At 71.8% G+C, this 20068-nt stretch carries 15 protein-coding genes; 7 read left to right on the top strand and 8 right to left on the bottom strand.

Annotated features, from left to right (window positions below; translation table 11 throughout):
* Nucleotides 1–10 precede the first annotated feature (10 nt).
* Nucleotides 11–1192 (top strand): cation:proton antiporter, encoded by a 1182-nt coding sequence (locus QU602_RS05085; RefSeq protein ID WP_308799137.1) that lies wholly within the window; start codon nt 11–13, stop codon nt 1190–1192.
* A gap of 126 nt (nt 1193–1318) precedes the next feature.
* Here QU602_RS05085 and QU602_RS05080 read toward each other — a convergent pair whose 3' ends face one another.
* Entirely contained in the window at nt 1319–2383 is a 1065-nt protein-coding gene (locus QU602_RS05080; RefSeq protein ID WP_308799136.1) for an LLM class flavin-dependent oxidoreductase, read from the bottom strand.
* Between the two features lie 217 nt (nt 2384–2600).
* On the opposite strand from QU602_RS05080, the gene QU602_RS05075 reads away from it, so the two are divergent.
* The 3 genes from QU602_RS05075 (at nt 2601) to QU602_RS05065 (ending at nt 6407) form a co-directional block, all read left to right on the top strand.
* Entirely contained in the window at nt 2601–3254 is a 654-nt protein-coding gene (locus QU602_RS05075; protein ID WP_308799135.1) for an NADPH-dependent F420 reductase, read from the top strand.
* A gap of 141 nt (nt 3255–3395) precedes the next feature.
* Nucleotides 3396–4757: a M20/M25/M40 family metallo-hydrolase gene (locus tag QU602_RS05070; protein ID WP_308799134.1), complete on the top strand. Its 1362-nt coding sequence runs from the start codon at nt 3396–3398 to the stop codon at nt 4755–4757.
* A gap of 177 nt (nt 4758–4934) precedes the next feature.
* Nucleotides 4935–6407 carry an MFS transporter gene (locus QU602_RS05065; RefSeq protein ID WP_308799133.1) on the top strand — a complete coding sequence of 491 codons (1473 nt, stop codon included), beginning with the start codon at nt 4935–4937 and terminating at the stop codon, nt 6405–6407.
* Between the two features lie 124 nt (nt 6408–6531).
* On the opposite strand, the gene QU602_RS05060 is transcribed toward QU602_RS05065, so the two are convergent.
* Nucleotides 6532–8010, bottom strand: coding sequence for an MFS transporter (locus tag QU602_RS05060; RefSeq protein ID WP_308799131.1), 1479 nt, complete (start codon nt 8008–8010; stop codon nt 6532–6534).
* Nucleotides 8011–8147: 137 nt separating this feature from the next.
* Between QU602_RS05060 and QU602_RS05055 the strand changes: the two genes are divergently transcribed.
* Nucleotides 8148–9125 (top strand): 1-phosphofructokinase family hexose kinase, encoded by a 978-nt coding sequence (locus tag QU602_RS05055; protein ID WP_308799130.1) that lies wholly within the window; start codon nt 8148–8150, stop codon nt 9123–9125.
* Nucleotides 9122–9895 carry a 5'/3'-nucleotidase SurE gene (gene surE, locus QU602_RS05050; RefSeq protein ID WP_308799129.1) on the top strand — a complete coding sequence of 258 codons (774 nt, stop codon included), beginning with the start codon at nt 9122–9124 and terminating at the stop codon, nt 9893–9895. Before QU602_RS05055 ends, surE begins: the two co-directional genes overlap by 4 nt.
* 22 nt (nt 9896–9917) lie before the next feature.
* On the opposite strand, the gene QU602_RS05045 is transcribed toward surE, so the two are convergent.
* A complete protein-coding gene (locus QU602_RS05045; RefSeq protein WP_308799128.1) occupies nt 9918–13016 on the bottom strand; it encodes an RHS repeat domain-containing protein in 3099 nt (1032 codons plus the stop codon).
* Nucleotides 13017–13199: 183 nt separating this feature from the next.
* Nucleotides 13200–14231 (bottom strand): glucose-6-phosphate dehydrogenase (coenzyme-F420), encoded by a 1032-nt coding sequence (gene fgd, locus QU602_RS05040; protein ID WP_308799127.1) that lies wholly within the window; start codon nt 14229–14231, stop codon nt 13200–13202.
* A 67-nt stretch (nt 14232–14298) separates the two neighbouring features.
* Here fgd and QU602_RS05035 point away from each other — a divergent pair, with 67 nt between their 5' ends.
* On the top strand, nt 14299–15609 hold the full coding sequence (locus tag QU602_RS05035) for a PucR family transcriptional regulator (RefSeq protein ID WP_308799126.1): 1311 nt from the start codon (nt 14299–14301) through the stop codon (nt 15607–15609).
* A 23-nt stretch (nt 15610–15632) separates the two neighbouring features.
* Here the strand turns inward: QU602_RS05035 and QU602_RS05030 are convergent, their stop codons facing one another.
* Genes QU602_RS05030 through QU602_RS05015 form a run of 4 tightly spaced genes read right to left on the bottom strand, consistent with a single transcriptional unit; the run spans nt 15633 to nt 20066 of the window.
* Entirely contained in the window at nt 15633–16592 is a 960-nt protein-coding gene (locus QU602_RS05030; protein WP_308799125.1) for an LLM class flavin-dependent oxidoreductase, read from the bottom strand.
* Nucleotides 16589–17848 (bottom strand): pyridoxal-phosphate dependent enzyme, encoded by a 1260-nt coding sequence (locus QU602_RS05025; protein WP_308799123.1) that lies wholly within the window; start codon nt 17846–17848, stop codon nt 16589–16591. The genes QU602_RS05030 and QU602_RS05025 overlap by 4 nt, the downstream gene beginning before the upstream one ends.
* On the bottom strand, nt 17845–19035 hold the full coding sequence (locus tag QU602_RS05020) for a Xaa-Pro peptidase family protein (protein WP_308799122.1): 1191 nt from the start codon (nt 19033–19035) through the stop codon (nt 17845–17847). The genes QU602_RS05025 and QU602_RS05020 overlap by 4 nt, the downstream gene beginning before the upstream one ends.
* Nucleotides 19032–20066, bottom strand: a complete 1035-nt coding sequence (locus tag QU602_RS05015) for a TIGR03619 family F420-dependent LLM class oxidoreductase (protein ID WP_308799121.1) — start codon at nt 20064–20066, stop codon at nt 19032–19034. Before QU602_RS05015 ends, QU602_RS05020 begins: the two co-directional genes overlap by 4 nt.
* Between the last annotated feature and the right edge of the window lie 2 nt (nt 20067–20068).

The following is a 20068-nucleotide window of genomic DNA, read 5'->3' as shown; positions in this document are numbered from 1 at the left end:
GGGCGGCGGCATGCACGAGACCACGCTGCTCCTCATCGAAGCCGGCGCGCTCCTTCTCGGCATGAGTCTCGCGGGCCGGCTCGCGCACCTGATCGGCATCTCGCCGATCCCCTTCTACCTGGTGATCGGCCTCGCCTTCGGCAACGGCGGCATCTTCCCGTTCGACGCGAGCGAGGAGTTCTTCCAGACGGGGTCCGAGATCGGGGTCATCCTGCTGCTGGCGCTGCTCGGGCTGGAGTACACCGCGTCCGAGTTGTTCGGCAGCCTCAAGTCGGCGCGGGCGGCGGGGCTCGTCGACGCGCTGCTGAACGCGGTGCCCGGTGCGCTGCTCGCCCTCGCACTCGGCTGGGGTCCGGTGGCGGCGGTCGCGCTGGCCGGCGTGACCTGGGTGTCGTCGTCGGGTGTCGTCGCCAAGCTCCTCCGCGACCTCGGCCGGCTGTCGAACCGGGAGACGCCAGGCATCCTCGCGGTGCTCGTCATCGAGGACCTCGCCATGGCGTTCTACCTGCCGATCCTCTCGGCGCTCGTCGTCGGGGTGAGCCTCGTGCAGGGCGCGGTGTCGGTCGCGGTCGCGGTCGCCGTCGTGAGTCTCATCCTGTTCGTCGCGCTGCGCCACGGGTCGCTCGTGTCGCGGCTGTTCACGGCCGACCAGTACGAGCCGCTGCTCCTCGGAGTCCTCGGGCTCACGATGCTCGTCGCGGGGCTCGCCGCCGAGGTGAACGTGTCGTCCGCGGTCGGTGCCTTCCTCGTCGGCATCGCGCTCTCCGGGCGGGTCGCCGAGAACGCCAGTCAGGTGCTCACCCCGCTGCGCGACCTGTTCGCCGCGATCTTCTTCCTGTTCTTCGGGCTCACGACCGATTCGTCGAAGCTCGCCTCCATGGTGTTGCCGGCACTCGCCCTCGCGCTCGTCACGATCCTCACGAAGCTCGCGACCGGCGTGTATGCGGCGCGGCGGGCCGGCGTGGGCACGCTCGGCCAGTGGCGGGCGGGCTTCGCGCTCGCGCCACGGGGCGAGTTCTCGATCGTGATCGCGGGGCTCGCGGTCGGGGCGGGCGTGAACCCGCAGCTCGCCCCGCTCGCGACGGCCTACGTGCTCATCACGATCATCGCCGGCACGTTCCTCGCGCGGGTGCCCGACGCGCGCTGGTTCCGCGCGGCGGTCAAGCGGCGCCGGGCCACCCAGGCGGGATGAGCGGATGCCCCGGCCGCGCGCAGTCGCCTCGGCGCCGTGTCCACGTGCTGCGCGCCACCTGTGCACGACCGCGCCAGCACTGCGGGCGCGCACCGGCAGAAGTGGCGCGGGGCGTGAGGCGGCCGGTCAGGCGGATGCCTCGGACGGCGGCTCCTCGGCCTCGGCGAGCAGTTCGCGGACCCGCGGGACGACCTCGGTCGCATACCGTTCGATGCTCGCGGTCATCGCCTCGTGCGGCAACGTGCCGTTCGAGTACTTCAGGTCGAAGCGGCTCGCGCCGACCGCCTGCACCGCGCTCGCGATCTTCTGCGCCACCGTCTCGGGCGAGCCGGCGTAGAGCGCACCCTGCGCCGCCTCCTGCTCGAAGTGCTCGCGCGTGATCGGGCCCCAGCCGCGCTCGCGGCCGATCCGGTCCATGATCGACCGGTAGTGCGGCCAGAGCGTGTCGAGTGCCTCGTCGTCGGTGGCCGCGACGAAGCCGGGCGAGTGCATGGCGATCGGCTGCTCGGGGTGTCCGAACTGCTCGAGGGCCTTGCGGTAGAGGTTCGCAAGGGGCGCGAAGCGCGCGGCGGAGCCGCCGATGATGGCGAGCACGAGCGGCAGCCCGTACTTCGCCGCACGCACCACGGACTCGGGGCTGCCACCGACGCCGACCCAGGTCTTCAGCCGCCCGTGCTCGACGGGCGGGTAGACGAGCTGGTCGATGAGCGCGGGCCGCAGGGTGCCCTGCCAGGTCACCGGCTCCTGCGGCAGCAGCGCCGCGAACAGCTCGAGCTTCTGCTCGAACAGCTCCTGGTACTGGCTGAGGTCGTACCCGAACAGCGGGAAGGACTCGATGAAGGATCCGCGCCCGAGGATCACCTCGGCGCGGCCGTTCGAGAGGCCGTCGAGCGTCGCGAACCGCTGGAAGACCCGCACCGGGTCGTCGGAGCTCAGCACGGTCACGGCCGACCCGAGATGGATGCGCTCCGTGCGCGCGGCGATCGCGGCGAGCACCACCTCGGGTGCCGAGACCGCGAACTCGTGCCGGTGGTGTTCGCCGACGCCGAAGAAGTCGAGGCCGAGGCGGTCGGCCAGCACCGCCTGGTCCACCAGGTTGCGCAGGACCTGCGCGTGCGGCAGCGGTTCGCCGTCGGGCCCGAGCGTGACGTCGCCGAAGGTGTCGAGTCCGAATTCGAGCTCCTGAGTCATGCCCGCTCTCCTGTTCTGCTCGGCGTCGGGCCGAGGCATTCGTATCGATGCGTTCGCATCAAAATCTCGAACGGTGGCTGCCTCGACCCTATTCCCGGCGAGGCGCAAGGGAATGCGGCAGACACGCGCGCGTGTTATGCCGGTAGTGGCATCACTCCGGATGCCACGGATGCGACGCCAGAACGGATGCCACGGCAGAGGGGGCTCGGGAGCGAACGTGACGGATCGACCGGTGATCGGGATCTTCGGTGCAGGCAAGGTCGGCACCGCGCTCGCGCGACTCCTCGTCGCCGCCGGGTACGAGGTGCGCATCGCGGGCTCGCCGCGGCAGACCGCGCTCGACCTGCTCGTGAGCGTCGTCGCCCCCGGCGCGATCGTCACCTCACCCGAGGAACTCGTCGCCGCCGCCGACGTCATCATCGTCGCAGTGCCGTTCGGCAAGGGGCCGACCGTGCCGTGGCCGCGGTTCGACGGCAAGATCGTCGTCGACGCGATGAACTACTGGCCGCCGATCGACGGGCGCATCGCCGAGGTCGAAGCCGACTCGCGGTCGACCAGCGAGTTGAACCAGGCCAGGAACCCCGCCGCGCGGCTCGTGAAGAGCCTCAACCATCTCGGGTATCACGAGATGGAGGACGACAGCCTGCCGCCCGGCGCCGCGCTGCGGCGAGCGCTCGCGGTCGTCGGCGACGACGCCGATGCGCGTGCGGTCATCGCCCGCGTCATCGACGATCTCGGGTTCGACCCGGTCGACGGGGGCGCGCTCGCACACGGCCGGGAGCTCGAGCCCGGCCACCCGGCCTTCGGCCGCGAGCTCTCGGCAGCCGAGCTCGGCGTGCTGCTCACCCCGGCCGCGACCCGCGCCGCCTAAGGGCTCGCGCCCCGGGCGACCCGCGCTCCCCGGGCAACCCGCACGAACCTCATCGAACGGTCGAGGATGGCGGGTGTGCCACGACCGAACCCACCATCTGCGACCGGTCGGCGTGAGCGGCTCACCTCTAGGCTGACGGGCATGAGCGATCATGAGCGCGAGCGGGTCGACGCCGTCCCGGTTCGGCCCGGAGCCGCGGAGCGGCTCTCCCGCATGGTGCAACTGCCCACCGTCTCCGCAGAGCTCGAGACGCGCGGGCTCGACGACTTCGAACGGTTCCGCGAGCTCATCGACGAGCTCTACCCGCTCGTCAGCGCACAGCTCGAGCTCGAGCGGGTCGGTGACCTCGGGCTCCTCTATCGCTGGCGCGGCAGCGGCCCCGGCGACCCGGTCGTGCTCATGGCGCACTTCGACGTCGTGCCGGCCGCCTCGCGCGACGGCTGGCGAATCCCACCGTTCGAGGGCCGCATCGCAGACGGCGCGGTCTGGGGACGCGGGACGCTCGACGACAAGGGTCCGCTCCTCGTCGTGCTCGAGGCGGTCGAGAACCTGCTCGCCGTCGACGTCATCCCGGCGCGCGACGTCTACCTCTCGTTCGGCGGCGACGAGGAGAGCTACGGCAAGGCGGCCCGTGCGATCTCAGACCTGTTCCGGGAGCGGCGCATCACGCCGTGGCTCGTGATCGACGAGGGCGGCGCGGTCGTCGACGCGCCGCTGCCGTTCGTCAAGGTGCCGGCCGCCATGGTCGGCGTCGGCGAGAAGGGCGTGCTCACGGTGCGGTTGCGCGCCGTGAGCGACGGTGGGCACGCGTCCGCGCCGCCGAAGCTCACCGCCGCGGCCCGCGTCGGCCGCGCCGTCGCGAAGCTCACGCCATCGACCTTCGCCGCTCGCACACCCTCGTCGACGCGCGCGATGCTCCGCGCCTTCACCCCGCACACGCGCGGTGCCGCGCGCCTCCTGCTGCGCGTGCTGACGGCGGTGCCGTGGCTGACCGCACGCGTCTTCTCCCGGCTCGGCGGCGAGCCCGCCGCGCTCGTGCGCACGACGGTCGCCCCGACCATGCTGGAGGGCGGCACCGCGCACAACGTGCTCCCGTCCGAGGCATCCGCCATCGTGAACCTGCGCATCGCGATCGGCGAGACCGTGGCGACCACCGTCACACGTCTGCGCCGCGCCATCGGCGACCCGTCGGTCGCGGTCGAGATCATCGAGGGCAGCGACCCGTCGCCCGAGTCCCCCGTGGACGATGCCCGGTTCCGCGCGATCGGCGATGCGGTCGCGGCGTCGTACCCGGAGGCGATCACCGCGCCGTACCTGATGATGGCCGCGACCGATTCCCGGTGGTTCCACCGGTTCGCGCCGGCCGTGTACCGATTCGCCCCGCTCGCGATGACGGCCGCGCAGCGCGCGAGCATCCACGGCGTCGACGAGCACGTCACGATCGACAGCCTCGTACGCGGCGAGCGCTTCCACCGGACCCTGCTCACCTCCCTGCCCCACTGACCCCACCCACCCCGTCCCACCCCGTCCCATCCCGCCCCGTCCCACCCCACCCTCGCCGAGTGATGACGAAACGGCCCGAGTGATGACGAAAGGCGCGCCCATCGAGGACGTTTCGTCATCACTCGGCGCACGAACCGCGCACTAAGGTGTGATCACCCGATCCCGCAAGGAGCGAAGATGCCCCGTGCCACCGCCGCGCGCCTGCGCCTCGGCCCGCTCGCCACGATCGTCGGCTTCCTCGCCTTCGTCGAGTTCACGAGCGGCATCCTGCAGGGCTACTACACGCCCATGCTCACCGACATCGCGCGGCACCTCGGCATCAACGACGCCGACGTGAACTGGCTCGAGGGCTCGCAGCTCGCGCTCTCGGCGCTCGTCGTTCCGGCGCTCGCGAAGCTCGGCGACATGGTCGGGCACAAGCGCATCCTGCTCTGGTCGACGGCGATCACCGCAGCGGCGTCGCTCGTGCTGCCGTTCACCGACTCGTTCGCGGTGTTCCTCGTGGCGTGGGCGCTGCAGGGCTTCTACGTCGTGTGGCTGCCGCTCGAGATCGCGCTGATCTGGTCGCGCTCACGGGCGGCCGGGCACTCGGCCGCGCTCACGGCGAAGGCCGCAGGGCTGCTGGTCGCGGCGCTGGAGCTCGGCGCGATCACGGGCGCACTGGTCGGTGGTGCACTCATCGACACGCTGCCGCTGACGGTCGTGCTGCTGATCCCGGCGCTCGCGGTCGTCGTGTGTTTCGCGGTCATCTGGTTCGGGGTGCGCGAGCCGCCCGATCTCGCGGGCGGCCGGCTCGACACGGTCGGGCTCGTGCTCATCTCGTTCGCGCTCCTCGCGCTCACGGGCGGGCTCAGCTTCCTGCGCCTGAACGGCGTGGGCGACCCGCTGTCGTGGGCGCTCGTGCTCGCGGGCGTGCTGCTCGTGATCCCGTTCGTCAGGTGGGAGCTGCGGCACCCCGACCCGATCATCGACGTGCGCATGTTCCGCTCTGCGGCGCTCTGGCCGGTCTTCGTCACGGCCGGGCTCTTCGGCGTGAGCGTGCTCGGCGCGCAGGCGCCGCTCTCGACATTCGCCCGCACCGACCCTGACGAGGTCGGATACGGGCTCGGCACGGCGGGCTTCGCGACGAGCCTCATCATCGGGATCTACCTCATCGCGATGATCGCGGGAGCGCTGCTCTACCCCGTGGTCGCGCGCCGGCTCACCCCGCGGATCGCGCTCATGATCGCCTCGTCACTGGTCGCGGTCGGGTACCTCATGTTCCTGCCCCTGCACGACACGTACGGGCAGGTCGTGACGAACATGGTGATCGCGGGACTGGGCTCGGGTGCCCTCGTCGCCGCGCTGCCCGCCGCGGCCGCGGCCGCCGCACCGCACCACCAGACGGGCGTCGCGACCGGGCTCACGAACTCGGTGAAGACCGTCGGCGGCGCGGTCGCGTCGTGCGTGTTCGGCATCGCCCTCGCCTCACACGTCGTGGGCACGGGCGGCGCCGGAGGCGCCGAGAGCACGGCGGGGTCGTTCGCGGGCTACGTCACGGTGTGGCTCGTCTGCGGGCTCACGGCGGTGCTCGCGACGGTGCTGCTGGCCTTCGTCCCGCGTCAGGCGTTCACGGATGCCCCGGCGGCGGCCCCGGCCGCCCAGCGCTGATCACCCAGCGCTGATCACCCAGCGCTGATCGCCCGCGCCACTTCTGCACGGTTGCGCCAGCACAGCCGGCGCGACCGTGCACCACTGGCGCAACGCGTGACGAGGTGGCGCGCCGGCCGCCGGCTCAGCCGAGCCCGCGGCGCTGCCGGCGGCGCTCGCCGAGATCGGCGAGGCCCAGCGCGAGCGCGACCGCGAGGAACAGCGCGACCGCGAGCATGCCGTAGCCGTACGCGTGCTGGTACACCTCGAGGTCGGGGCCGTTGCCGTTCGACTCGCGCCAGATGGTCGCGTAGAACAGTGAGAGCCCGACGGCCGTGCCGACCGCGGTGCCGATGCGCTGGCCGAGCTGGCCGACCGAGCCGGCGAGGCCGCCCTGCTTCACCGGGATGTCGGCGAGGGTGAGCGTCTGATTGGGCGAGATCACGAAGCCACCGCCGAATCCGGCGATCGTCAGCGCCCCGGCCATCGCCCACGGCGCGAACTCGGGCGGCAGGAACAGGGCGACGAGCACGAGCGCGCCGAATCCGGCGAGCAGCAGGACGAGGCCCCACACCACGAGCGGCCGGCCGAGCCGGTTCACGAGGTTGCCGCCCAGCCACGACGCGACCGCGCTCGTGAGCGCGAAGCCGATCGTGACCATGCCCGCGAACACGGGCTCAAGGCCGAGCCCCTGCTGCAGGTACAGCGTGGTCAGCAGGAACGTGGCGGGCATCGCGGAGAAGAACGCGGTCGCGAGGGCGGTGCCGTTGCGATACGAGCTCACGCTGAACAGCGAGAGCGGCACGAGCGGATGCCTCCCCGACGCCGCGTACCGGCGCTCCCACGCGATGAACGCCGTGAGGCCGAGCACGAACACGACGAGCGTCCACCAGCGCGCGGGATTGTCGTCGGGCGAGCCGGTCGTGAACAGGAACGGCCACATGAGCGCGACGACGGTGATACCGAAGAGCACGAGCCCGATCGGGTCGAGCGCGAGCTTGCGGGCCGGCCGGTCGGGCGGGCCTGGCAGCAGGCGCGCGGCGAACACGATCGCGATGGCGGCGAGCGGCACGTTCATCCAGAAGATCCAGCGCCAGCCGTCGGTCGCGCCGCCGACGGCGATGAGCAGGCCGCCGAGCGTCGGGCCGAATGCGGTCGCGATGCCGATCGTCGCGCCGAACAGGCCGAAGGCGCGCCCGCGCTCGTCGCCCTGGAACAGCTGCTGCACGAGCCCGAGCACCTGGGGCATCTGGATGCCCGCGGCGATGCCCTGCAGCAGTCGGCCGATGAGCAGGATCGTCACGTTCGGGGCGAGGGCACAGATCGCGCTCGTCACCAGGAACGCGCTGAGGCCGATGATGAACAGCGCCTTGCGCGAGCGCTGGTCGCCGATGCGGCCGGCGGGCACGAGCGTGAGCCCGAACGCCAGCACGAAGCCCGAGACGATGAGCTGCAGCTCGGTCGAGCCGACGTCGAACGCCTGCTCGATGGACGGCAGCGCGACGTTGACCTTGCTGAGGTCGAGGATGGTGAGTGCGGCGACCGCAACGCAGACCCAATAGGCGCGCCACCGCTGCCCGGGGTTCAGCGGGATCGAGGAGGTGTCAGCTGGCGGCTCGGACATTGGTCCCACTGTATTGGCGGCGACCATTCTGGAGGCGGGCTTGACGGAATGCAACGGGGTGACGCCCGCTCCCGGTGCGACGTACGGTCGAGAGTGCACCGCCGACGAAGCCCTCGAATCGCCGACGAAGGAGCCCCATGGGACATGTCGTGATCTTCGCGCCCTCACCACTCGTCACCGTCACCATCGAGGACGCCGATGGCGCCGACCTGCACATCCACGCCGGCGGGCAGGGTGTGTGGCAGGCCCGCATGCTGCTGACACTCGGCGCCGATGTGACCATGTGCGCGACGCTCACCGGCGAGCTCGGCGAGATCGCCGGGCACATCCTCGAGGACGACGGCATCCGTGTCGCCGCGATCCGCCGCGAGGGACGCGGCGCCGGGTACGTGCACGATCGGCGCTCGGGCGAGCGCACCAGCCTCATCGAACAGGACGGCGACGCGCTGTCGCGCCACGATCTCGACGAGTTGTACGCGCTCACCCTGCGCGAGGCGATGGCCGCCGATCTGGTGTTGTTGAGCGGGCCGGCCGACGATGCGACGCTGCCTGATGACGTGTACCGCCGGCTCGCCTCCGACGTGCGGGCGGCGGGCGGCCGGGTGATCGTGGACCTCGCCGGCTCGCGGCTCGACGCCGCGGTCGAGGGCGGGGTGCTGCTCGCCAAGGTGAGTGACGAGGAGCTGCTCGCGTCGGGGCACACCGAGGCGGAGTCGGTCGACGGCTTCATCGCTGCGGCGCGCCGGCTCCGCGACGCGGGCGCGGAGCACGTGCTCGTGACGCGGGCCGACCATCCGAGCCTGCTCATCACCGGCGACGGCGCGTTCAGCATCCACGTGCCGCGCATGGAGGCCGTCGACGCACGCGGCGCCGGGGACTCGTTCACGGCCGCGGTCACCGCGGCTCTCCTCGACGGCGAGGAGCCGGTGGCGGCGGTGGAGCTGGGCGCGGCGGCCGCCGCGCTGAACGTGACGCGGCACGGGCTCGGGTCGGGCGATGCCGAGGCGATCCGCCGGCTGCGCGAAGAGGTCCGCATCGAGCCGGTGCGCGGCGACGGCGCGGAGCAGGTCTCGCCGACCGAGTTGGCCGGCCGGGTCGAGGAGATCGCCTCGTGAGCCGGGTCGCGCTCGTCACGAACGACGACGGCATCGACTCGCGCGGGCTGCACGCACTCGCACGCACCGCGATCGACGCCGGGCTGCAGGTGATCGTCGCCGCACCGTGGTCGGAGGCGAGCGGCAGCAGCGCCGCGATCACGGGCGCCGACGCCGACGGCCGGGTGCGCATGGAGCGTCGCGAGATCGAGGGGCTCGACGGCGCCACGGTCTTCGCGGTGCAGGCCGCACCCGCCATGATCGCGCTGCTCGCTGCGCACGGCGCGTTCGGCGCGACGCCCGACGTGGTGCTCTCGGGCATCAACCGCGGGGCGAACATCGGCCACGTGGTGCTGCACTCGGGCACGGTCGGCGCAGCGCTGACGGCGGGCGCGAGCGGGACAAGCGGGCTCGCGGTGTCGCTCGACGTGGGTCACGACCCCGACGCGCATCACTGGGAGACTGCGGCGGCCGTCGTCGCCCCGCTCATCGGCCCGCTGCTCGAGAGCCCGGCCGGCACCGTGCTGAACGTGAACGTGCCGAACCGAGCAGCCCTCGACGGTGTGGAGCCGCGCTCCGCGCGCCTGGCCGAGTTCGGCGTCGTGCAGACGACAGCCGCGGTGCCCGGTGAGGGCGAGGTGCGCCTCACCGTGGCCGACCTCTCAGGCGAGTTCGACCCCGAGAGCGATGCGGTGCTGCTGCAGGCGGGGCATGCGACGCTCACCGCATTGTCGGGGGTGGGCGAGGCGGCGCTGCCGTCGGCATGTGCGACCGTCTCCAGCTCGCGGTGATCTGGCCGCCGCGCGCCGAGTATCAGGTCGACGCGAACCTCGTGCTCTCCAGCAGGCTGTTGATGCGGGGAGTGTGCAGGTATTCATTGAGTTCGAGCGCCTTCGCGTACTCCGTCCACTGAGCATCCGTCGCGTCCGGAAGCTCGCTCCTCACCCGCCACTGGGCACGAATCAGGCTGTTGTCGACCGCACGGAAGTCGGCGCTGTGCTTGAGCACGAAGGAATCGAGTTCGAGGTTGGTCGGAGTGCCGTGCCGCCACCCCCTGGCGGTGTCAAGATATGCCGTCTTGATGCGGTCCAGACTCTCCTGAGCTCCATTCAGGAGCGGGCGGATCTGCGATGTCGACTCGTGCAGGTTCGTGACGATGTCGGTGTTGCTCACGTCGGTGACCAGCTTCTGGCGCCCGCGATGGAACTTGGCGATCTCATTCCCGGCGTTGAGGAGGTGCTGTTCCTCCTGCGCCCGCTGCGCCGCCTGCCGTGTATTCCACGCCTCGCTGACCTTGGCGACGACCTTCGGCGCCACGCGGAGGAGCATGCCGGCGGCTCCAGCCGCGAGCAGTCCGTATTCTGCGTGCTTCAGCGGCTCCTTATCTTCGGGCTGAAGGAACTTCGGCCCGTAGGTGTGGACGAGTCCGATCGTTCCGATCACGGCGGCCGCCGCGTCGGCGAGGAAGAAGCCGGTTGCCGCGACGATGCTCGGCACCGACATGGCTGCGAGGCCACCGGTCGCGTAGATCGAGACCCCCAGGAGCACCGCGAACACGACGCTCAGGCCGGTGGACAGCCCGTGGACGACGTCTTGAACGGCGAAGTGGCCTGACGGATCGATGTTGGTGATCGGGTTGGCGTTGGCGTAGCCGTAGCGGTTCTGCAGGGGAAGGGTGTCTTGCGTCGTGAAGGACATGCGCTCGGGGGCATAGGTGCGCACGGCGAGGTGCTGGGTTCCGTTGGGATCGGTGTACTCACCCGAGTAGAGGAACGGGTATCGGGATGCCTCGTCGACACCGGGTTCACGGGTGACGTGCGTCGTGGTGGTGCCGTAGTCGGTATAGGCGTACCGGGCGGTCCGGCTGCCGGCGGGGTCGGTGAGTTCGGTGGTGTTGCCGTGCCGGTCACGGACGGCGTAGTGCGTGGTGTCGCCCGTGAGGCTGCGGGACTCGCGGGCGATCCCGGTCAGATAGCTCGCAGTCTTCGTGGCGCCGGCGTCGGTGTGGGTGTGGGTGTCGTTCAGGAGAGTGCCGTCGTCCCAGTAGAACCCGGTCGTCTGGTCGGCGGAAGTGAGGGTGGCGCGGTCGCCGGTGGCCCAATAGTCGGTGCGGGTGACCGCCCCTCCCAGGCTGGTTTCGCGCACGGGCTGGTTCAGCGCGTTGTACACGTATCGGGTGCCGTCCGCGGCCAGGGCCGGCCGGCCCACCGCGTCATAGCTCAGCGTGGTGGTGTTGCCGAGCACGTCCGCGACCGTCGTCGGCTGCCCGTGCACCAGATCCGCCTCGGTGCTCGTCGTCGTCGCAAGCTCAGTGCCGGCCGCGATCGTCTCCGTCGTCGTCACCGTGCCGGCGGCCAGGTCGATCGTCTTGGCGTGCTCGGTCACCAGCGGCTCGCCGGCCCCACCCTGCGGGTACACCCGCTCCACGCTGACGAACCCGTCAGGTTCGACGACGAACTCCGACCGACCTGTGCGCGTCAACGTGCTGCCGCGAGTGCCCGCGAACGTCTCCTCGACGGTGACCGCGGTGCGGGCCTCGTTCAACGTGTACCGGGTCTCCGTCACGGCACCGTCCGGCGCCTCGGTGCGCTGTGAGATCGGCAACCCCACCGGCACTCCCATGTCCTCGGGGAACTCCGGGTCAACGGGCGACTCGGGGTCGTACTCGGTCGTGGTGACCGTGCCGTCCACCGCAGTCCGCTCGATCACCCGCCCGTACACATCGACGAGGTACGCCTCGGACACCGTCTTCGTCTCCCCCGCCGCATTCGTCTGCGTCAGGTCCATGCCGTTCGGCCGGTCCACCCGGCCCGGCGCCCCGCCATCCTGATCGGGATAGGTGAAGGCCTGCCGCTGCAGCACCCGCTCACCCGATGCGGACGTCACCGACGTCTCGCGGGCGGTCATCGACTGCCGGCCGTTGTACTCCGACTCCACGCGGGTCAGCCCGTCGGTCACCGCGGTGCGGGAGACCCTCGAGGGATCGGTGGTCACCGGCCATCCCGAGGCGAGCCCGTGGGCGGCTTCCCAGCGTCGCGCGGTGACCAGCTCACCGGTGGCCGAGTCGGTCACCGCGACCCGCTCGATTGCGGCCGTGCCATCGGACAACGGCTGCCAGACCACCGCAGTGACCGCCCCACTCGGCGCCGCGATGCGGGACACCAACCCCGTCGGCGCGTAGCTCACGGTCGTGCGCGCACCCGTGGCATCCACGATCGCGTCCACCAGACCCGCATCCAGCTCGATCACGCCCACCGGTCGAACGGAACCAGCCATACCCGCCCGGGCCTGGATCTCGACCCGCGCAGGGTCCGACCAGTCCAGCTCGGTCACCACACCCGTCTCGGTCACCACCCGGGTCAGCCGGTGTCCCGGCTGCCACGCCCAATCCACCCGACCACCGTGCGCATCCAGCTTCGCGACCGGGTCGCCCGCGGCGTCGAAGTACGACACCAGACCGCCCAGCTCACGCAACACGAACGTATACTCGCGCTCACCCACCACCCCATCGGCCCGTGCCGGCAACCGCCCTGGCGTCTGCGTGAACCGCACGTCGTCGCCCGGGTACCCGGCCAGGCCCGACGGCACCGAGTCATCGGCCTCGAACACCGCCTGCACGCCACCGGACGGCACCACCCGCACCCCGCCCGCGACATCCACGAACCCGATGCCGGCGACCGCCCACCGCGGCCCCAACCCGAACCGGCCCTCGCCGGGGCCACGCGAATCCCACTTCAGGCTCACCCCACCCAGCGGCACCTCGAACGAGAAGGCCCCCGAACGCTCATCCACCACGCCCTGCACCCCGGCACCGAGCATGAAGGGGCCGACGACCGCCGACCCGGCCCGACCACCTTCGTCAGTCGCCGCCCACGACGGAGCGGCGACGCCCGCCACGAGGACTGCGCACACCACACCGCCCAGCACCACACGCCAACGCCGAGATCGTGAATGGAGGCGAGCACCGGATGAGTCCACCTGGGCACCCTCCGCTGGTCACGCGATGACACGAACGTCAGAATTATATCAGTATTCGTGTCCAGTGACTCGCACCCTGAGCGGGGACGACCGTCCTTCGAATCGTGCTCGCGCGTCTCAGCCGGCCGCGCCGGGCAATGCACGCAGGCGCGGCGCGAGGTCGCGCTCGAAGAGCTCGAGGAAGCGGCGCTGATCGTGTCCGGGGGCGTGGAACACGAGGTGCGTGAAGCCCCAGTCGACGTACTGCGCGACCGCGCGCACCACCGCGTCGGGGTCGGAGCCGACGATCCAGCGCTTCGCGATCTGCTCGATCGGCAGGGCGTCAGCCGCGCGCTCCATCTCGACAGGGTCGGTGATGTCGTGCTTCTGCTCCTTACTGAGCGAGAGCGGCGACCAGAAGCGGGTGTTCTCGAGGGCGAGCTCGGCGTCGGTGTCGTACGAGAGCTTGATCTCGATCATCCGGTCGATGGACGTCGCGTCGCGTCCGGCCTGCTCGGCACCCGTGGCGACCGCCGGCAGCAGCTGGTCGACGTACAGCTCGGCGCCCTTGCCGGACGTGCAGATGAACCCGTCGCCCGCGCGGCCCGCGTAGCGTGCGACGAGCGGACCACCGGCCGCGATGTACACCGGCACGCCACCCTCGGGCACGTCGTAGATCGACGCGTCGTGGGTGGAGTAGTACTCGCCGTCGAACGACACCCGGTCGCCCGACCACAGGGCGCGCATGAGCGCGACCGCTTCGCGCAGCCGCGCGAAGCGTTCCTTGAACTCGGGCCACTGCTGATCGCCGGCGCCGCGGAAACCGGTCGCGATCTCATTGAGCGCCTCGCCCGACCCGACGCCGAGGAACACCCGGTCCGGCGCCAGCATGCCGAGGGTCGCGAACGCCTGCGCGATCACGGCCGGGTTGTAGCGGAAGGTCGGGGTCATCACCGATGTGCCCATGCGGATCGTCGAGGTGCGCTCGCCGACCGCCGCCATCCACGCCAACGAGAACGGCGCGTGGCCGCCGGCGTGCCGCCACGGCTGGAAGTGGTCGGACACCGCGACCGACTCCATGCCATGCCGTTCGGCGAGCACCGCGAGCTCGACGAGCTCGCGGGGGCCGAACTGCTCGGCCGAGGCCTTGTATCCGAGGGTGAGGGTCATGCGGGGCTCCGATTCATGGTCGTGGGGTGGTCAGGTCGCGGGTCCGCGACGACGTAGCGTTGACGTCATGGAAGCCGGCTCGCGAAGCGCCTCGCGGACTCAGAGGGATGCCTCGGCGAGTGCCGGCGCGCGTGCGGACCTCGCGCGCGTGGCCCGGGCGATGCTCGGCGAGTACGACGAGCTGCTCGACGCCATCGCCGAGCAGGTCTGGCGGACGGTGCCCGCGTACTCGCAGTACGTGCTCGAGCAGAGCGACCTGCGGGACCGCATCGGCGACAGCGTCCGCAACATCATCACGTGCCTGCTCGAGGGGCGCGAACCCTCGCCTGCCGAGCTCGCCCGGTCCGCGCGCAACGGCGAGCGCCGTGCACTGCAGGGTGTGGCGCCAATGGCCCTCATCCAGTCCTATCGAACGGCCGAGCGCATCCTCGGCGAGGAGTTCCAGGGCTGGTGCGCCCGCATGCAGGTGCGCCCCGCGAGTGCCCGGGCGGGGCGGGCCGCACTCATCTCGCACCTCGATCGGCTCGAACGGGCCACGCTCGACGCGTACAGCGAGATCCAGGCGCAGGTCGAGGCCGACGACCGACTCAGCGAGCTCACGCTGTTCCGGCGGCTGGCGGCGGGCGAGCGCATCGAACCCGCCGACATCGAACGGCTCGCGATCGCGGTCGGCATCGCCGACCCCGACCGCACGGGATTCCTCGCCGTCGCGGTCGGCCCACGCGTGGGCGAACCCCGCACGACCGAGTCGATCGACCGCACCTCGATCGAGCAGCACCGGCTGCGGCTCGCGGCCGCGCTGTCGGATGTGGCGGGCACGACGGTGCTGTCGGGCACCGTCGACCGCCCGGGCGGGCCGATCGTCCTGCTCGCGCTGCCCTGGAGCGACGCGCCCGAGGCGATCGTGCGCGACATCGATCGGGTGCTCGACCGCGTCGGTGCGGGCGCCCTGCGCGCTGCGGTCGGCGACGCCAGTCAGGGACTCGCCGCGCTGCGCACGTCGAGCGATCAGGCCATGGCCGCGCTCGAGGCCACCGCGGCGGCGGGCGTGGCCGGGCGCGGCGGCGCGGCCGAGACGATGATCTACGCCGACGCGCTGCTCGAGGTGCTCGTCCACCGCGACCCGCTCATCGCGCGCCAGCTCGCCGACCGGTACCTCGACCCGCTCGCGGGCCACCCGGAACTGCTCACGACGCTGCGCACGCACGTCGACCAGCACCTGTCGCCCTCGGCGACCGCGGAGGCGCTGGGCGTGCACAAGAACACCGTGCTGTACCGGCTGCACCGGATCGCGGAACTGACCGGGCTCGACCTGCGCCGGCCGCGCGATGTCGCACGTCTGGTCGTCGCACTCGACGGCGCGCGCGTGCAGGAGTGAGCCCGGGTGCCGTGCCACCGGCGTCAGCGGAGCCCGGCTCGGATCGCCACCTCGACGAGGGCATCGACCAGCCCGGCCGGCTCGGCCGTGCCGTCGTCGATGACGACGAGGGCGTCGACGCCGGCATCGCGGTGCGCGAGCAGTGCGGCGGCCGCATCGTCGCGCGTGCCCGAGACCGTCACCGCGCCCACGGTGTCGTCGTCCACGAGCTCCGTCCCCGGCGCACCCGCGAGGAGCCGGGTGCGCAACTCGGCGGCGAGCGCCTGATCGATGCCGGCGTGCGCGGTGATCGGCGATGCGCCGTGCATGCCGAGGAACCTGGCGGTGTGCGCGCGGAGCTGCTCGCGGGCGCCCGCTCGGGACTCCCCGACGGCGAACGACGCGTACGCCGTGACCTCCGCGGGCGCGTAGGTGCGCTTGACCCACGCGACGTACTCGGGCGATGACAGCACCGAGAGCATCACGCCGTCCGCGTGCTCGCGCGAGAGCTCGAATGCGCGCGGCCCCTTGACGCCCCAGATGATCGGGATGTCGCGCGGCGGCTGCGCGTCGAGCGCGGCATCCAGGTCCAGGCCCTGCACACGCTCCGCGACGCGCTCCCCGGCCAGCAGCCGGCGCAGCGCGCCCGTGTACTCGGCGAGTACCGAGATCGGCCGCTCGAACGGGATGCCGAGGCGACCGGTCATCCACCCGGCGTTGCTGGCGCCGAGCCCGACGACCGCACGACCGCCCGCGATCTCGTCGAGAGCGTGCGCCTCCATCGCGGTGAGCGCCACGTGCCGCGTCCACGGATTGATCACGCCGAGCCCGACCCGGATGCGCTCGGTCACGGCGGCCATCGCGCCGGCGACCGCGAACGCGCCGCGCTCAAGGTAGTCCTCGCTCACCCAGACCTCGTCGAGACCGGCCTGCTCCGCGAGCCGGGCGACCTCGACCGCGTCGGCGGCGCTCCGCCGGCCCGACGGCGCGACGCCCAGCCTCACGCGACCCCCTCCGCCGTCGGAAGGCGATCGGCCGCGGCGTCGAGCGCGCGGTCGAGCGCGGCGACCGTTGGCTCGATGACCGGCGTGGCCGGCAGCCGGGACGCCGTCGTCGGCACGTCCTTGAGCCCGGTCGAGGTGCCGATGAGCACGACACGATCGTCCGCGAAGAGGTCACCTCGGTCGAGCAGGGTCGGCAGCACCGCGACCGTCGTGGCCGACGAGGCCTCGAGGAAGAGGCCCTCCTGTGCGGCGAGCAGCTGCTGGGCGGCCATGATCGCGTCGTCGCCGCCCGCGGCCGCAGCCGCGCCTCCCGTGCGACGCAGCGCGTCCCAGCCCTGCCAGGTCGCGTAGGGCGTGCCGATGGAGAACGCCACCGTCGACCCGGCCTCGACCGAGGCATCCGCCCGGAAGCCCTCGCGGAGCGCATGCTCATACGGACCGAACGGCTCGGCCGCCACCAGCCGCGGCACGTGCGAGGCGATGCCGAGCGCGACCAGGTCCTCGAACCCGCGTGCGAGGCCCGCGAGCGCGTCGCCGTAAGCGACCGGGGTGACGACGGCGTCGGGCACCTCGCCCAGCTGGGCGTGCAGCTCGTACGCGATCGTCTTGTACCCGTCGGTGCCGAACGGGTTGGACCCCGAGGGCGGTCCGACGAAGCCCGACATCGGCACCCATCCGCGTTCGTCGACCATGCGCCGCATGAGCACCCAGCGATCGGTCGGCCGCTCGACCGCGATCGTGATCGCGCCGTACGACTGCATCAGCGTCGTCATGGCGAGCGGCACCGACGCCAGCGTGAGCACCACGCAGCGGATGCCGGCACGCGCCGCGTACGCCGCGACCGCCGCGCCGTGGTTCCCCGTGCTCGAGACGACGACCGTGTCGCGCCCGGCCTGCACGGCCTGCGTCACGGCCACGGCGGCGAGCCGGTCCTTGTACGACCAGGTGGGATTGCGCGACTCGTCCTTGACGTACAGCTGCGGCACGCCGAGCCGGTCGCCCGTCCGCACGATCGGCACGAGGGGCGTGCCGCCCTCGTGCAGGCTGACGACGGGAGCGTCGGAGACCGGCAGCAGCTTGCGGTACCGGAACAGTCCGGGATCGTCCGTCGTCTCGAGCCCGCGCAGCCGTTCGAGGTCGTAGGCCGGCTGCGCGTAGACGTGCCCGCCGTCGACGGCCGACGGCAGGTACGCGTCGGTCTCGTCGACGCGCGCGCCCGTGATCGGGTGGATCAGATGGCCGAGGTAGGCGCTCATGCCGAGATCACCTGCAGCTCGCGGCGGCGGTCGCTGAGCAGACGGATGCCGGTCTCGGTCACGACCAGCGCGTCCTCGACCATCATCCCGCCCCAGCCGAGCTCGTAGTACGGCGTCTCGAAGCAGAACGTCATGCCGGGGACCAGCGGCGTCGGGGCGTCCGGGCGGATGATGGGAGCCTCGTACACCTCGAGCCCGATGCCGTGCCCGCAGTGCTGGCGGCGATACGGCGCCGGCAGCCCCTCCGCCTCGGTCACCTCGATCGCGCGGCGGAAGATCTCCTCGGCGGGCACGCCCGGCTTGGCGAGCTCGAACTGCGCCTCCTCGCCCGCCAGGATCGCCCGGTAGAACGACGCCTGACGCGCCGTCGGCTCGCCGGCGACCGCGGTACGGCCGAGGTCCGCCCAGTAGCCCTGGTACATCCCGCCGATGTCGAACCGCACGAGGTCGCCCTCGCGCACGACGCGGTCGGTCGCGAACGCGTCGGCGAGCGCCGACCGCTCACCAGCCGTGACCACCGTGAACCGCGGGTCGAAGTCCGCCGCGACCAGCTCACGCGTGACGATGCGCGCGATGTCGGCCTCGGTCATGCCGATCGCGGCCTCATCGATCGCGGTGAGCATCGCGTGCTCGACGATGCGCGCCGAGCGTTCGAGCAGCTCGACCTCGCCCTCGAGCTTGACCGCACGCACCTCGGCGAGCCATCCGCTCGCGTCGACGAACTCGGTGGCCGGCAGCAGTTCGCCGAGTCGGCGACGAAGCGGCTCGGGGCAGGCCGCGTCGTCGATCGCGAGGCGTGAGCCGGCCGGGACGCGTGCGACGGCCGCGGCGATCGCGCTGGCGTAGTCGGCATGCTGGTCGACGAGACGGGTCGGTGCGGCCAGACCGCCCTCCGACTCGAAGAAGAACCGCCCGTAGGCGAGGTAGTCGTCCGGCTCGAGGCCGAAGTCGAACGCGGGCGCGCTGTCCGAGACCGGGCCGGCCACGATGAGCCGGTCCCCCGTCACGAGCGCCGCCAGCGGCGACGTGCCGTGCACGACCGCGGCGACCGAACGGTAGCCCGAGGCGTAGTCGACGTTGGCGGCGCTCAGGGTGAGCACGCCGTCGAAGCCGGCGCGATCGAGTGCCGCACGCAGATTCGCGCGGCGCGCCTCGACGAGCGCGGCCGGAATGCGTCGCGCGCTCACTTGCCCGCCTCGATCCCCGCGGACTTGCGGTACGGGGCGATCACGTGCTCGGCGAACCACGCCATCGCGTCCAGCGTCTCGTCGACGGTGTTGCGGGCGAACAGCAGCGCCGACATGGTCGTGACGCCGGCCTCGGCGTAGGCGTGCACCTGATCGAGCATCTGCTGGGCTCCGCCGATCAGGTTGCGGCGCGCGAAGTCGGCCGGGTCCTGGTCCTTCAGCGTCGACTTCGACAGCGAACGCATGTGCTGGTAGAGCTGCGACTGCTCGAAGTTCGCGATCGCGTCGGCCTGGTCTCGCCCGATCGAGACCGAGAACTGCGGCGCGACGTCGAAGTCGGCGGGCAGCTCGCGGCCGAACGCTTCGGCGCGCGCGCGGATGTCGGCGAGCCCGGCCGCGAGCTCCTCGGGTGCGAGCACCGCAGGGATCCAGCCCTGACCGTACTTCGCCGCGCGGTCGCGCGAGCCCTCGGAGTTGCCGCCCGAGAGGATCGGCAGCACCTCCTGGCGCGGCTTCGGGAAGCTCTCGACGTCGACGAAGTTCACGAACTCGCCCGAGAAGGTCGCGCTGCGCTCGGTGAAGAGCAGCTGCAGCGCCTGCATGTACTCGTCGGCCTGACGGCCCCGGTGGATCTTCGCGCCGGGCCACATGGCCTCCGCCTCCTCGCGGTACGCGCCGATGCCGACGCCGAGCTTGAAGCGCCCGCCCGAGAGCTGGTCGAGCGTCGCGACCTGCTTCGCGAGCACCACGGGATTGCGGAACGCGAGCACCGTGATCGCGGTGGCGAGGTGCAGGGTCGACGTCTCGGCGGCGACGTACGCGAGATAGAGGTAGGGGTCGTAGTACCGGGGCGGCTCGGCGAACTCTTCGCGCACGTAGCGCTGGGTCGTCACATGGTCGTTGCCCCATACGCCGTCGAAGCCCAGGCGCTCGGCCTCGACGGCGAGGCGCACGGCCTGCTCGGGGTCCGCGTAGGGCACGGGGTACATGAGGCCTTCGGTCCCGGTCGGGACCCCCAGTCCGAATCGCATGG

It is taken from the genome of Agromyces protaetiae, assembly GCF_030866785.1.
Lineage (GTDB): Bacteria > Actinomycetota > Actinomycetes > Actinomycetales > Microbacteriaceae > Agromyces > Agromyces silvae.
This window is presented reverse-complemented; position numbering and strand designations above follow the sequence as displayed.

Excerpts from the sequence above, each read along its gene's own strand:
- QU602_RS05085 (WP_308799137.1), top strand. The coding sequence starts at position 11 with ATGCACGAGACCACGCTGCTCCTCATCGAAGCCGGCGCGCTCCTTCTC.
- QU602_RS05015 (WP_308799121.1), bottom strand. The coding sequence starts at position 20,066 with ATGCGATTCGGACTGGGGGTCCCGACCGGGACCGAAGGCCTCATGTAC.
- QU602_RS05035 (WP_308799126.1), top strand. The coding sequence starts at position 14,299 with ATGGAAGCCGGCTCGCGAAGCGCCTCGCGGACTCAGAGGGATGCCTCG.
- QU602_RS05060 (WP_308799131.1), bottom strand. The coding sequence starts at position 8,010 with ATGTCCGAGCCGCCAGCTGACACCTCCTCGATCCCGCTGAACCCCGGG.
- QU602_RS05055 (WP_308799130.1), top strand. The coding sequence starts at position 8,148 with ATGGGACATGTCGTGATCTTCGCGCCCTCACCACTCGTCACCGTCACC.
- QU602_RS05070 (WP_308799134.1), top strand. The coding sequence starts at position 3,396 with ATGAGCGATCATGAGCGCGAGCGGGTCGACGCCGTCCCGGTTCGGCCC.
- QU602_RS05025 (WP_308799123.1), bottom strand. The coding sequence starts at position 17,848 with ATGAGCGCCTACCTCGGCCATCTGATCCACCCGATCACGGGCGCGCGC.
- QU602_RS05065 (WP_308799133.1), top strand. The coding sequence starts at position 4,935 with ATGCCCCGTGCCACCGCCGCGCGCCTGCGCCTCGGCCCGCTCGCCACG.
- fgd (WP_308799127.1), bottom strand. The coding sequence starts at position 14,231 with ATGACCCTCACCCTCGGATACAAGGCCTCGGCCGAGCAGTTCGGCCCC.
- QU602_RS05080 (WP_308799136.1), bottom strand. The coding sequence starts at position 2,383 with ATGACTCAGGAGCTCGAATTCGGACTCGACACCTTCGGCGACGTCACG.